The following is a 13257-nucleotide window of genomic DNA, read 5'->3' on the forward strand; positions in this document are numbered from 1 at the left end:
GGGTTCCGGTTCTCGGGTTCGGTGCAGGTCCCGAACTCCGACGCAGGTCCCGTACCAGGAGGATGCAGCATGACCGCCGCGCGCGAAGGGCTCCCCGATGGACGCTACGGCCGCTCCGCGGACCAGCGCGCGGACCGCAAGCTCAAGATCATCGGCGCCGTGCTGGGCGTCGCGCTGCTCGGCGTGGTCGGCTGGTCGGGCTTCTCCTACATCACGGGGCAGGACCTCAGCGGCCGGGTGATCACCTGGGACGCGGTGTCCGATCATGCGGTCACGGTCCACCTCGAGGTCGTCAAGGGCATGGACGACACGGGCGTATGCACCCTCCGCTCCCAAGCCGATGACGGCTCCGAGGTCGGCCGCAAGGACGTCACCGTCGACCAGCGCACCGACCAGGTCGACACCAAGATCACCATACGCACCACAAAGCGGGCCACCAACGCGATCCTGGTCGGCTGCACCCCCACCAGCCGCCACTAGAACCACCTCCCGCTCCAGGCAGGCTCTCCCCAGGACTCGGGACCGCGCCGCCTCGCCCCGGGAACGCCCGTGCCGTCGCCCCGGGAACGCCCGTGCCGTCGAGCCCCCATCCCCGGGGAATGCCCCCGGGGAATACCGCCGCCCCCCGCCTCGTTGTGGCCCTGCAAGGGGGGCTCGCATCCCCTACGGGATCCGTTCGACTGCCCCCTAGGGGTACGGTCGCGCCGTACGCGACACGGCCCGCGCCCCGTGCGCAACCGCGCGGCGCCACCGTTCACTCACGGGGTGTGTCGTGACCGCGTCTGAGCAGCGAGGATGCAACGCCGCGCGAACACTGTGAATTTCCTCTTCCCCGTTTTGTGCCGGAATTGTTAGGCTCGTTGTTTCGCCCACCCGTGAAGGCGCAAACCTTCCTGGTAGGGCGTTTGATTTATCCCCAGTACCGACGAGGAGCACCTGTGACCCAGACCAGCGACAACGTCACCTGGCTGACCCAGGAGGCGTATAACCAGCTCAAGGCCGAGCTGGAGCACCTGTCTGGTCCCGCACGCGCCGAGATCACTGAGAAGATCGCGGCGGCCCGCGAGGAAGGTGACCTGAAGGAGAACGCCGGGTACCACGCGGCCAAGGAAGAGCAGGGCAAGCAGGAGGCCCGCGTCCGCCAGCTGAAGCAGCTGCTGGAGACCGCGAAGGTCGGCGAGGCCCCGGCCGCCAATGGCGTGGTAGCTCCCGGCATGGTCGTCACCATCGCGTTCGACGGGGACCCGGACGACACACTTGAGTTCCTGCTGGCATCGCGGGAGTACGCGAGCTCGAACATCGAGACCTACTCGCCGCAATCGCCGCTGGGCACCGGAGTGAACGGCAAGAAGATCGGCGCCGACGCGGAGTACGAGCTCCCCAACGGCAAGAAGGCGAGCGTGAAGATCCTCGACGCCAAGCCTTACAGCGGCTAGTCCTGCCGCCCGCGGACAGCACAGCGGCCCGGAGCGTCACGCTCCGGGCCGCTGTGCTGTGCTGTGCCGCTGTGCTGTGCCGCCGTGCCGTGGTGCACGAACCCCCGTGCCGACGGTGTCGTACGTGCCACCCCGTACAGGCGGTGTCGTACGTACCGCCGTGCGGCCGGGGTGGTCTCAGACCGTTGCCGAGTGGTACTTGCGCACGGCCAGCGTGCGGAAGACGGCGATGATCAGGATGGACCAGAGCACGGAGGCCAGTACCGGGTGTTGCATCGGCCAGGCTTCTGGCACTGGATAGCCCTCCGGGATGTTCCCGAAGAGTTCCCGGGCCGCCTGCACGGTGGCACTGAAGGGGTTCCACTCGGCGATGTGCCGCAGCACCGTTGGCATGTTGTCCGAGGGCACGAACGCGTTGGAGATGAAGGTCAGCGGGAAGAGCCAGATCAGCCCGCCGGACGTGGCCGCCTCTGGCGTACGCACCGTGAGACCGATCAGCGCGCCGATCCAGGAGAAGGCGTAGCCCAGCAGGAGCAGCAGCGCGAACCCGGCGAGCACCCCCGCGATGTTCTCGTGGGTGCGCCAGCCCACCAGCAGCGCGACGACCGCCAGGACAACCATGGTCAGTGCAGTCTGCACCAGGTCCGCGAGCGTGCGCCCGGTCAGTACGGCGCCACGTGCCATGGGCAGGGAGCGGAACCGGTCGATGAGGCCCTTGTGCATATCGTCGGCGATGCCCGCGCCCGCTCCGGCCGTGGCGAACGTGACGGTCTGCGCGAAGATGCCAGCCATCAGGAACTCCCGATAGGCGTCGGGGCTGAGGCCCGCGCCCGGGACGTTGATCGAGCCGCCGAACACGTAGCTGAACAGCACCACGAACATGATCGGCTGGATGAGCCCGAACACCAAGACCTCTGGAATCCGGACCATGCGAGTTACGTTCCGCCGGGCGATGACCAGGGAGTCCCTGATCGACTGGCCGACTGCGCCCGTCGGCTGGGGTGCCGTGTGCTGTCCGGTATCGACGGCGCTCACTTCTCCCACCGTGGTCACTTCACGCCCTCCTTCTGGCGTCCGTCACCGGACCGGCCACCCTCGCGGCCGGCGCCCTTCGCGGCGCTCTTCGAGGCGCCCTTCGCGGCACCGCTCGCGCTGCCCGCACCGCCGCCGTCACCCGTATCGCTGCCGTCGCCTGTATCGCCCCCGCCGCCCGTATCGCTCCCGCCGCTCTCCTCGTGCTCCTCGGCGGACTCGGCCGCGTGCCCGGTCAGCGAGATGAAGACGTCGTCCAGGGTCGGGCGGCGCAGTCCGATGTCATCTATCCCCACGCCCCGGGCGTCCAGCTCGCGGATGACCTCGGCGAGCAGCTTCGCGCCGCCGGTGACCGGGATCGTGAGCTTGCGGAGCTGCCGTTCGATCGTGCCCTCGCCCTTGCCGAAGCCGCGCAGGACCTCGTCGGCGATGCCGAGGTGCTCGGGGGCGTGTACGACAACCTCGACGCGCTCGCCGCCGGTGCGTGCCTTGAGCTGGTCGGACGTGCCGCGGGCGATGACCTTGCCGTGGTCGACGACGCAGATGTCGTGCGCGAGCCGGTCGGCCTCTTCCAGGTACTGGGTGGTCAGCAGCAGCGTCGTACCGCCCGCGACCAGTTCCTGGATGACGTCCCACAGCGCCTGGCGGTTGCGCGGGTCCAGGCCGGTGGTCGGCTCGTCCATGAACATCACGGGCGGGCTGACGACCAGCGCGGCCGCGAGGTCGAGCCTGCGGCGCATACCGCCGGAGTAGGTCTTCGCGGTGCGGTCGGCGGCCTCGCTCAGATTGAAGCGCTCCAGCAGCTCGGCGGCCCGGCGCTTCGCGTCGCGGCCACTCATCTGGTAGAGCTGACCGACCATCACCAGGTTCTCACGTCCGGTCAAGTACTCGTCCACGGCGGCGAATTGACCGGAGAGACCGATCGAACGGCGCACCTTGTCAGGGTGGGCGAGGACATCGATCCCGGCGACCTGCGCCTTGCCCTGGTCGGGCTGGAGGAGAGTCGTCAGGACTCGCACGGTGGTGGTCTTGCCGGCACCATTGGGGCCGAGCAGTCCGAGGACGGTTCCTTCGGGAACGTCGAGGTCGACGCCGTCCAGTGCCCTCACGTCGCCGAAGGTCTTCACCAGACCTTCGGCGTAAATGGCGCCTGGCATATGGGTACTCCCATGGCTCGGATAGGTTCCAGATCGAATATTACGGTTAGCGGCATACTCCGGGCATACGGCTTGTGTGCACATTCCGCGCAACTTTCACACCCACACCCCCGCACCCACGGCCACCCGTGCGACACGCACGGCCCAATGCCCAGCACCCGCAGCCGCGATACTACACCCAGACGCGATACATCGCGATACAAATTTCGATTCCTGTGCGAGCGCGAGTGAGGGGGGAGAGGGAGACGGGAGGGCGCGGGCACGGCGCGGGCACGGAGCCGAACCCTCGCTCGTCGTCACTCCGCCATGACGTAGCCCGCCTCGTGGAGCGCCTCGCGCACCTCGTCGCAGTGCGCCGGCCCCTTGGTCTCCAGATGCAGCTCGACCTCGACCTCGGTCAGACCGAGCCGCGGGTCCGTCCGTACATGTCCGATGTCGACGACGTTGGCGTCGACCACCGTCAGCACCCCGAGCAGCCCCTCCAGCGCCCCCGGCCGGTCCGTCAGCCGCAGCCGCAGCGACAGATAGCGGCCCCCGGCGGCCATCCCGAACCGCAGGATCCGCTGCATCAGCAGCGGGTCGACGTTACCGCCGGACAGCACCGCGACCACCGGCCCCTCGAAGGACTTCGGGTCGGCGAGCAGTGCCGCCACCGGGCTCGCCCCGGCCGGCTCCACCACGAGCTTCGCCCGCTCCAGACACAGCAGCAGCGCGCTGGAGAGCTGGTCCTCGGAGACCGTACGGATCTCGTCCACCAGCCGCTGGACGATCCCGAAGGGAACATCGCCGGGCCGCCCGACCTTGATGCCGTCCGCCATCGTCGACAGCCCCTCGATGGCCACCGGATGCCCGGCCGCCAACGACGGCGGATAGCAGGCCGCGCCCGCCGCCTGCACCCCGATGACCTTCACGTCCGGCCGCAGCGCCTTGACCGCGACCGCGATCCCCGCCACGAGTCCGCCCCCGCCGACCCCGACGACGATGGTGCGCACCTCCGGGCACTGTTCGAGGATCTCCAGGCCGACCGTGCCCTGGCCGGCGATGATGTCGCGGTGGTCGAAGGGGTGGATGAAGACCGCGCCGGTCTCCCGCGCGTACTCCTGGGCGGCGGCCAGCGTCTCGTCCACGACGTGTCCCTGCAGGCGCACCTCGGCGCCGTATTCGCGCGTCGCGGCGACCTTCGGCAACGGGGCACCGGACGGCATGAACACCGTCGAGCGCACTCCGAGCAGGGACGCCGCCAGCGCCACACCCTGGGCGTGGTTGCCGGCGCTCGCCGCCACGACACCGGCGGCCCGCTCCTCCGCGGAGAGCCCGGCGATCCGTACGTAGGCACCGCGGATCTTGAACGAGCCGGTGCGCTGGAGGTTTTCGCACTTGAGGTGCACGGGGGCGCCGACCAGCCCCGACAGGTGACGACTGCCCTCCAGCACGGTGGCGCGGGACACGCCGGAGAGCATCTTGTGCGCCTCACGCACGGCGTCGACCGTGATCGCACCGGCCATGTCGTTCATGTCGTTCACACCGGTCATGTCGTTCATCTTGCTCGTCCCGCTCATCTCGTTCAGCCCGCTCATTCCGTTCGTCCCGATCTCCCCCTCGGTGGCGGAGTGGCCGGCTAGCGGGCCGTCTGCGGGGCGGGCGGTGGAGGCGACGGTGTCATGCGGCGTACGCAGCGTATGAGCGTGAGCGGCCATATCGCCAGTCTCGCAGTTCGCCCGGTGGCGGGCCTGCCCGCCCACGGCCTTCGGGAGCGCGGCGGGGCCCCGGTGGGGACCCGGTGGGGATGCGATGGGGACGCGATGGGGACGCGATGGGGACACAGTAGGGACGAGGTGGGGAGGCAGTAGGGAAGCGGTGGGAACCGCTCACCCGGGAGAACCGGGCAGTCTCCTGGGGTTACGGGGCGTTGTCGGATTGGCCGGTGCAGGTACGCTCCGCGCCACGGCCGCGTACGCTGTCCCCCAATCCGTACGCATCCCATGAAGCGAGCACCCGGCCATGCCCACCTCTTCGGACATGACGACCCACACCGACCCCGCTCTTCTCGACGCGCTGCAGCACCAAGTCGCCGTCTTCGCCCGCCGCGCGGAACAGAGCCGGCTCGGCGGCGTCGGGCAGGCGCGCAACTCCATGGACCGCGCCGCCTATCTGCTCCTCAATCGCCTGGATCAGGAAGGGCCGATGGGCGTCAAGGCCCTGGCCGCCGGTATGGGCATCGACTCGTCCACCGTCACTCGGCAGGTCGCCCCGCTGGTCGACTCCGGGCTGGTCAGCCGGACCACCCACCCCGAGGACGGCCGGGCGGTCGTGCTCCAGCTGTCCGAGCGCGGCCACACCCGGCTGGACGAGGTACGGGCTTCGCGCCGGGCGCTGATGGCGATGGTGACGGAGGGGTGGTCCGAGGAGGACCGCGAGGCCTTCACCACCCTCCTGACCCGCTTCAACTCCTCCCTCCACCGCGTCGTGGGCGCCGAGGGGTAGCCGTCCTGAGGGGCAGCCGTCCTGAGGGGGGAGCTGTCCTGGGGCAGCCATCCTGGGGGGGGGAGCTGCCCTGGGGGCAGCCGTACCGACGGGTGGATGCCCTGACGGGTGGATGCCCTGAGCGCTGCCACGCTCACCGCTGACCCCATATCCCGAAATATCCCGAACCGCCCCGCCCGCCGGGGAGTTGAGGGAGTTGTCCGCATACGGTCCACCTCACCCCTCACCGCCCCTCCCCCTGAGGGGCGGTGAGGGCTCCGAGGCGGCCCCAGAAGGGACCCAGGACGGAGACCACGCACCCGGCCGGAAGCAAGCGACTTCGCGGCCGTCGGCGCCCGTCAGCCCAGCGCCTGCCCGAGATCGGCCAGCAGGTCGTCCACGGACTCGATGCCGACCGACAGGCGTACGAGGTCACCGGGGACCTCCAGCGCGGAACCGGCCACCGAGGCGTGGGTCATCCGCCCCGGGTGCTCGATCAGCGACTCCACGCCCCCGAGCGACTCACCGAGGGTGAACAGCCGCGCCCGGTTGCAGACCTCGACCGCCGCCTGCTCGCCGCCCGCGACCTGGAACGACACCATGCCGCCGAAGGACCGCATCTGCTTGGCGGCGATCTCGTGACCGGGGTGCCCGGACAGTCCGGGGTAGTAGACGCGGGTGACCTTCTTGTGGGAGGTCAGCAGCTCCGCGACGCGCGCCGCGTTGGCGCTGTGCCGGTCCATCCGTACGGCCAGCGTCTTGATGCCGCGCATCACGAGCCAGGCGTCGAAGGGGCCGGCGATCGCACCCATCGCGTTCTGGTGGTAGGCGAGTTCCTCGCCGAGGGTGTCGTCGTTGACGACCAGGGCGCCGCCGACCACATCCGAGTGACCGCCCATGTACTTGGTGGTGGAGTAGACGACCACGTCCGCGCCGAGCGAGAGCGGCTGCTGGAGGTAGGGGCTGGCGAAGGTGTTGTCGACGACGAGCTTGGCGCCGGCGTCCCGTGCGACCCCGGACAGCGCCGCGATGTCGCTGATGCCGAGCAGCGGGTTGCTGGGCGTCTCCACCCAGATCACCTTCGTACGGGGCCGCAGGGCGTCACGTACGGCCTGCGGGTCGGAGGTGTCGGCCACCGACCACTCCACGCCCCACCGCTGGACAACCTTCGCGAAGAGGCGGAACGTACCGCCGTAGGCATCATTGGGGATGACGACGTGGTCGCCGGGGGACAGCAGGGTCCGCAGCAGGCAGTCCTCGGCGGCCAGGCCGGAGGCGAAGGCGAGGCCGCGGCGGCCGCCGTCGAGGGCGGCGAGGTTCTCCTCCAGGGCGGTACGGGTCGGGTTGGCGCTCCGGCTGTACTCGTAGCCGCCGCGCAGCCCGCCCACCCCGTCCTGCTTGTAGGTGGACACCTGGTAGATGGGCGGCACCACCGCGCCGGTGGTCTCGTCGGGCTCCTGGCCCGCATGGATGGCAAGGGTCTCGAATTGCTGGTGATGTGCCTGATCACGCTGATCGCTCATGTCTGCCGAGGGTAGTCGCCCGCACGGCCGGCCCACCTGGAAGTTCCCGGTTCGCTTGAACCTTCACCGGATACGTCCCGGAACTTTCTGGTTCGCTCGGGAGTGGATACAAGTGGAGACAACGGGGTGCGTACGGTGCGTACGAACGCCGGAGACAACGGATGCGTACGAACGCCGCCCCGCCCCGCTCCGTCCCCACAGCTGCCACACCCGCATCCCCACCACTACAGCCACCCGTCACAGGCCCCCGACGCAGCCACCCGCCAGGCCACCACAGCCAACCGACACAGACACCACAGCCAACCCCGATACAGGCACCACAGCCAACCGTTACAGGCACAGCCAACCGTTACAGGCAACAGGACACCTCACATGGACGCACTGCTGGTTCTTCTCGCCGCGCTCGCGCTCGGCGGCCTCGTCTTCCTCCCCTGGATGCGACGCCGACAGGCCGCCCAGCAGACCCGGCAGGGCCTGACCGCGGCCTCCGACCCGCTGGCGGGCTACGGCTTCGTCCCGCTGGAGGAGCTCGACGTACGGCTGCCCGGCCCCGACCCGGAGCTGGACGAGGCACTGGCCGAGATCCGGCGGACGCGCGACTGGCGCCCCGCGGCCGAGCTGCTGAAGTCCACCGGCGACGACTGGGAGCGCCGCTGGCAGCGGGTCCAGACGCTGGCCGGGGCTGCCGCGTTCGAGCTGGCCGCGGCCGGCACGGAGCAGGACGGCGGCGGGTTCCGCACCGGCGGCATCTGGCTGCGCACCTGGCGCACGGAGGCCCCCAAGGACCCGGGCGGCGCCCAGACGCACGCCCAGTTCCTCGTCGTCCAGGCGCTGCGCGACCCGGGCTCGGAGGACTTCCGCATGATCCTCGAGGAGGCCCGTACGGTCTGCCGGGAGGCCGCGCTGCTGGCACCCGGCAGCCCGATCCCGTACCTCACCGAGCTGGCGGTGGCCCGGGGGCTGGGAGCCCGCGCGGCCGACTACGAGGAGCTGTGGTCCACGATCGTCCAGCGCGCGCCGCACCACATGGGCGCCCACCTCGCCGCCCTCCCCTACTGGTCGCAGAAGTGGCACGGTTCACGGGAGCAGGCCGAGGCGTTCGCCGGGCGCGCGGCCGCCGAGGCGCCCTCCGGGTCCCTCCTCCCGGCGCTCCCCCTCTTCGCGGTGTACGAGCACCTCCCCGAGGCGAACATGGTCCGCAGCCTCTACCAGAGCGCGGTCGTCGAGCGCGCCATCGAGGGCGCCCACTTCGCGCTCCGCGAGGCCCCCGCCGACCACCCCATGGCGCCGCACGTCCGGCATCTGCTCGTGTGGTTCCTGGTACGCGCCGAGCGCTACGCCGAGGCGCTGGAGCAGCTCCGCCACGTCGACGGCCATGTGGGCGCCGTCCCGTGGTCATACGGGCCCAGCCCCGCCGCCGAGTACGCCGCCTACCGCGCCCAGGCGGTCGCCGGCTGGGAACAGCTCGGCGGCACCTCGGCCGGCCTGCCCCCCGAGAAGCCGTAGCACCCGGCGGGGTACGGCGCCCCCGCCTGAGGACGTCCCCGGGAATGCCACCCCTGCCCCCAGCGTTGGCCCCACCACAGCCTCACCACTCCCTACGCCCCTTCTTCTCCCTTACACCCCTTCCTACCCCTTACGCCCCTTCTTCCTCTTCCTCTTCCTCTTCCTCTTCCTCTTCCTCTTCCTCTTCCTCTTCCTCTTCCTCTTCCTCTTCCTCTTCCTCTTCCTCTTCCTGGAGCCTGATCCTGATGCCGTTCTCCCGCTTCACGACGCACCTCCCGACTCCCGAGGAAGCGCTCAAGGGCCGCCCCGAGCCCGGCTTCTCGGTTCCCGATCGGCACACTGTCCTCGGCAACCCGCTGCTCGGCCCGTACCCGGACGGCCTGGAGATCGCCGACTTCGGCCTGGGCTGCTTCTGGGGCGCCGAGCGGAAGTTCTGGCAGACCGAGGGCGTGTGGACCACCCTCGTCGGCTACCAGGGCGGGCACACCCCGAACCCCACCTACGAAGAGGTCTGCAGCGGCCACACCGGCCACACCGAGGCCGTCCGCGTCGTCTACGACCCGTCGGTCGTCCCGTACACGTCTCTCCTGAAGCTCTTCTGGGAGTCCCACGACCCCACCCAGGGCTTCCGCCAGGGCAACGACGTGGGCACCCAGTACCGCTCCGCGATCTACACCCACTCCCCCGCCCAGCAACAGGCCGCCGAGGCCTCACGCGACGCCTACCGCACCGTCCTTCACCAGTCCGGCCACCCCGACATCACCACCGAAATCCTCCCCGCCGACGCCACCCGCCCCTTCTACCCGGCCGAGGCGTACCACCAGCAGTACCTCGACAAGAACCCGGCGGGCTACTGCGGTCTGGGCGGGACGGGCGTCTCCTGCCCCGTCGGCGTGGTCAAGATCGACGACTGACGTCACCACGTGGGCTTCAGAACCTACGCACGCAGGGTGCGCGATGAGCAGTTGCCACTCGCCCGACGACACACGGCCCTGAGGTGTGCCGTCGGGCACTACTGCCCACTCGGCTTCAACGCCACCTGGGCATACCTGGCTGCGACGGCACGCCCCTCCCCCGACCTCCGCAGAGACCCAGCGGCCCTGCTGCGCGCACTGGAGGCGTTGGAAGAAAGCCGAACCATCCGGCTGAACGAGCTCGCTGCCATCACCGCCCGACGCCACACGGAAAAAGCAGCTGGCCGACGAGCCCCACGCCCCACCGACACAACGCAGTTGCGGGGGCCTCGGTGGCCAAGCCAAACGGTGCCCTCTCGCCTGGGACTCGTTGCCGCCGTAGCCAACCGCCACACGGAGTTCCGGCGCCTCCCCTTCCCGGACGAGACGCTGTACCGCGACAGCGAAGCACCGCAACTGACCGACCTGCAATCCCGCCTCGACGCCTGCGCCACCGCATATCTCACGAACCTCGGTCACATAGCAGCCCCGACACGAGACTTCCTCGCCGAGACCATCCACGAAATCGAGCGGCTTGTCCGTCCGAGCTACACGGCCCTCAACAGCTACCTGCTCGTGTGGCTGCGCTTCGCACGCCTCGTTGCATACGCCGCAGCAGCCACTTCTGACCATTGAGCATCGCCACCAGCAGTACCTCTCGCGCAACATGACCGCTACTGCGGTCTGGTCGGGACGGACCTCAAGCCAGATAAAGTCGGCCGAGCTGTCGGCCAATTGAGGCCGATGCCCCGGGTCCGCCGGCCGCGATACGGATCCCTCGGCCGGGCGCTGTGCGGCCCGGGAGCGGTTCGTACAGTGGTGGGCAACGACCGGAGAGCCCAGGTTCGGGCGGCCGGAAAGCGCAGGCAGAGCACGGAGAGCCGAGGCCCCATGGCATCCCAGAACCGATCATCCCGCTTCTCCCGGGGGACCTCGTTCTCAGCCTGCTCGGTGTCCTCGTAGTGGAGACGGGATCGCGACCTGCCGCATCCTGCTCGCCGGCGGCTGCGCCACCTCGCCCGCCGCGCGCTTGATCCACTCGGTCCACGCACCCCAGCCGACGCCCGCCTCGAACGCATCGCCTGCTTCGTCGACTTCGTCGACTTCGTCTACGTCAGCCGCTGCCACGCGGTGCGCCGTACCAACGCCAGTCCGTCCGGCGGGGGCGATCGGGCGTTTCGAGGCGGCCGGTAGCCCACAGCAGGGTCGACCACGGAGTATCTGTCAGGGGTACGTCGGGGAAGAGACGTGCAAGAGCTCGCGCGCTCAAGTCCTGCGGGGGCTCGCACACGCGGTGCACGCCCTGAGCAATGTCATGGGTGTGGACGAGGGTTTCGACAATGCCCATCGCCGCGAATCCCGCCGGGTCGGAGGCGCCGAAGACATGCGGGGCCAGGGCAGTAGGAGCTGCGGTGTCGACGGCGGCTGCGAGCAGTCCACCACAAGCCGCCACTACGGTCAGGAGTCCCTCGGGTCCTGCCTCCTCGTCGCCGAAGACGACATTGGCCGGCCCGTGGGGTCGATCACGGGAGACGCGTAGTGGCACGCGTGGCACGTCCATCGGCTGCGCGAGACCGAACCGCAGTGCGTAGGTGAGCAGATCGTCCGCGAGGTGTTCCAGGGTCTCCCAGCATGTCCACTCCAGGCTGCCGGCCCTGTCCTGCCATCGGACCGCGGGGACGCCGGTGAGGGTATCGACACAGTGGGCGACGGCTCGGCGCACATGGCTTCCGCTCACCAGCGCTTGCGGTTCGACGGACGGTGGCATGCGGGAAGCCTACAAGGCCGGGCCAGCAACGCCCCACGATCCCGGCTCACGGCTGGGCCGGCGCAAGTCGTGGGCGCGGATGGCTCGTTGACCGGTTCGGCGCTGCCATTCCTCACCGAACGGGGGCCGGCGCCGGCAATACCTTTCCGACACCGAAAAACGAAAGAGGTTGAACGAGACGTCTCGTCTCGTTTAGCGTGAGGGCATGACGACCCAAAGGCACGGCAAGCGCGCCCATATCGCCATGTTCTCCATCGCCGCCTACGGGCACGTGAACCCGAGCCTCGAAGTGATCCGGGAGCTCGTCGCCCGGGGACACCGCGTCACGTACGCGATTCCTCCCCGCCTGAGGGAGGAGATCGCCGAGACCGGTGCCGAGCCGGTCCCGTACCGCACGACGCTGCCGTCGCCCGACAGCGACCCATCGGCGTGGGGGACCACACTCCTCGACAACGTCGAGCCGTTCCTGGACGACGCAATCCAGGCGCTGCCGCAACTCGTCGAGGCGTATCAAGGAGACCAGCCAGACCTCGTGTTGCATGACATCACCTCGTATCCGGCGCGCGTCCTTGCTCACCGCTGGGGCGTGCCCGCGATCTCCCTCTCGCCGAATCTCGTCGCGTGGGAGGGGTACGAGGAGGAGGTCGCCGAGCCGATGTGGGCGGAGGCCGGGGCGACCGAGCGCGGCAGGACGTACTACGAGAAGTTCACCAACTGGCTTGCGGAGAACGGGATCACGCAGCACCCCGACCCGTTCGTCGGTCGCCCCGCCCGATCGATCGTGCTCATCCCCAAGGCGCTTCAGCCGCACGCCGACCGGGTCGACGAAAACGTCCACTTCTTTGTCGGTGCCTGCCAGGGCGACCGCACGGCGCAGGGCGACTGGGAGCGGCCCGCGGACGCCGAGCGTGTACTGCTCGTCTCGCTCGGCTCGTCCTTCACGAAGCAGTCCGGTTTCTACCGCGAGTGCATCAAGGCATTCGGCGGCCTGCCGGGCTGGCACGTCGTGCTCCAGGTAGGAAAGCATGTCACCGCCGACGAGCTCGGCGAGATCCCAGGGAACGTCGAGGTGCACCATTGGGTACCGCAGTTGGCGATCCTGAAGAAGGCTGACGCCTTCATCACACACGCCGGCGCAGGAGGCAGCCAGGAGGGCCTGGCCACCACCACACCCATGGTGGCTGTCCCGCAGGCCGTCGATCAGTTCGGCAACGCGGACATGCTCCAGGGACTCGGCGTGGCCCGCCACCTCCCGATGGACCAGGCGGACGCCGTCACCCTCCGCGCGGCGGTGCTCGCGCTCGTCGCCGACCCGGAAGTGGGACGCCGCCTCACGGCCATCCAGCAGGAGATGGCCGCCGAGGGCGGCACCCGGCGAGCGGCCGACCTCATCGAGGCCGAATTGCCCGCTGAGTAAGG

General features: G+C 69.6%; 13 protein-coding genes. 7 read left to right on the top strand and 6 right to left on the bottom strand.

The genetic code is table 11. The features are described 5' to 3' along the window. Positions 1–69 precede the first annotated feature (69 nt). Both ACFY12_RS03605 and greA read left to right on the top strand, forming a co-directional pair. The gene (locus ACFY12_RS03605) at positions 70–480 is read left to right on the top strand and encodes a DUF4307 domain-containing protein (protein WP_390714031.1); all 411 of its coding nucleotides are present in this window, start codon (positions 70–72) and stop codon (positions 478–480) included. A gap of 458 nt (positions 481–938) precedes the next feature. Next, a complete protein-coding gene (gene greA, locus ACFY12_RS03610) occupies positions 939–1436 on the top strand; it encodes a transcription elongation factor GreA (protein WP_390714032.1) in 498 nt (165 codons plus the stop codon). A 177-nt stretch (positions 1437–1613) separates the two neighbouring features. Here greA and ACFY12_RS03615 read toward each other — a convergent pair whose 3' ends face one another. The 3 genes from ACFY12_RS03615 to ilvA form a co-directional block, all read right to left on the bottom strand. Further along, positions 1614–2471, bottom strand: a complete 858-nt coding sequence (locus ACFY12_RS03615; RefSeq protein WP_390714368.1) for an ABC transporter permease — start codon at positions 2469–2471, stop codon at positions 1614–1616. Positions 2472–2485: 14 nt separating this feature from the next. After that, positions 2486–3625: an ATP-binding cassette domain-containing protein gene (locus ACFY12_RS03620; RefSeq protein ID WP_390714033.1), complete on the bottom strand. Its 1140-nt coding sequence runs from the start codon at positions 3623–3625 to the stop codon at positions 2486–2488. A gap of 296 nt (positions 3626–3921) precedes the next feature. Further along, positions 3922–5157, bottom strand: a complete 1236-nt coding sequence (gene ilvA, locus ACFY12_RS03625) for a threonine ammonia-lyase (RefSeq protein WP_390714369.1) — start codon at positions 5155–5157, stop codon at positions 3922–3924. Between the two features lie 469 nt (positions 5158–5626). Between ilvA and ACFY12_RS03630 the strand changes: the two genes are divergently transcribed. After that, positions 5627–6109, top strand: a complete 483-nt coding sequence (locus ACFY12_RS03630) for a MarR family winged helix-turn-helix transcriptional regulator (protein WP_390714034.1) — start codon at positions 5627–5629, stop codon at positions 6107–6109. A gap of 338 nt (positions 6110–6447) precedes the next feature. Here ACFY12_RS03630 and ACFY12_RS03635 read toward each other — a convergent pair whose 3' ends face one another. Next, entirely contained in the window at positions 6448–7611 is a 1164-nt protein-coding gene (locus ACFY12_RS03635; RefSeq protein ID WP_390714035.1) for a cystathionine gamma-synthase, read from the bottom strand. A gap of 372 nt (positions 7612–7983) precedes the next feature. Between ACFY12_RS03635 and ACFY12_RS03640 the strand changes: the two genes are divergently transcribed. Continuing rightward, positions 7984–9117, top strand: a complete 1134-nt coding sequence (locus tag ACFY12_RS03640; protein ID WP_390714036.1) for a hypothetical protein — start codon at positions 7984–7986, stop codon at positions 9115–9117. Positions 9118–9247: 130 nt separating this feature from the next. On the opposite strand, the gene ACFY12_RS03645 is transcribed toward ACFY12_RS03640, so the two are convergent. Then, positions 9248–9382 carry a hypothetical protein gene (locus ACFY12_RS03645; protein ID WP_390714037.1) on the bottom strand — a complete coding sequence of 45 codons (135 nt, stop codon included), beginning with the start codon at positions 9380–9382 and terminating at the stop codon, positions 9248–9250. Between ACFY12_RS03645 and msrA the strand changes: the two genes are divergently transcribed. Both msrA and ACFY12_RS03655 read left to right on the top strand, forming a co-directional pair. After that, positions 9363–10031: a peptide-methionine (S)-S-oxide reductase MsrA gene (msrA, locus tag ACFY12_RS03650; RefSeq protein WP_390714038.1), complete on the top strand. Its 669-nt coding sequence runs from the start codon at positions 9363–9365 to the stop codon at positions 10029–10031. The two genes, ACFY12_RS03645 and msrA, sit on opposite strands and share 20 nt — an antisense overlap. A 348-nt stretch (positions 10032–10379) precedes the next feature. After that, complete coding sequence (locus ACFY12_RS03655; RefSeq protein ID WP_390714039.1) at positions 10380–10706, top strand: hypothetical protein; 327 nt, start codon at positions 10380–10382, stop codon at positions 10704–10706. Positions 10707–11184: 478 nt separating this feature from the next. On the opposite strand, the gene ACFY12_RS03660 is transcribed toward ACFY12_RS03655, so the two are convergent. Then, a complete protein-coding gene (locus ACFY12_RS03660) occupies positions 11185–11838 on the bottom strand; it encodes a hypothetical protein (protein ID WP_390714040.1) in 654 nt (217 codons plus the stop codon). A gap of 205 nt (positions 11839–12043) precedes the next feature. On the opposite strand from ACFY12_RS03660, the gene mgt reads away from it, so the two are divergent. After that, on the top strand, positions 12044–13255 hold the full coding sequence (mgt, locus tag ACFY12_RS03665; protein WP_390714041.1) for a macrolide-inactivating glycosyltransferase: 1212 nt from the start codon (positions 12044–12046) through the stop codon (positions 13253–13255). The last annotated feature ends 2 nt before the right edge of the window (positions 13256–13257 follow it).

Origin of the sequence: Streptomyces sp. NPDC001339 (assembly GCF_042895955.1) — a bacterium.
GTDB lineage: Bacteria > Actinomycetota > Actinomycetes > Streptomycetales > Streptomycetaceae > Streptomyces.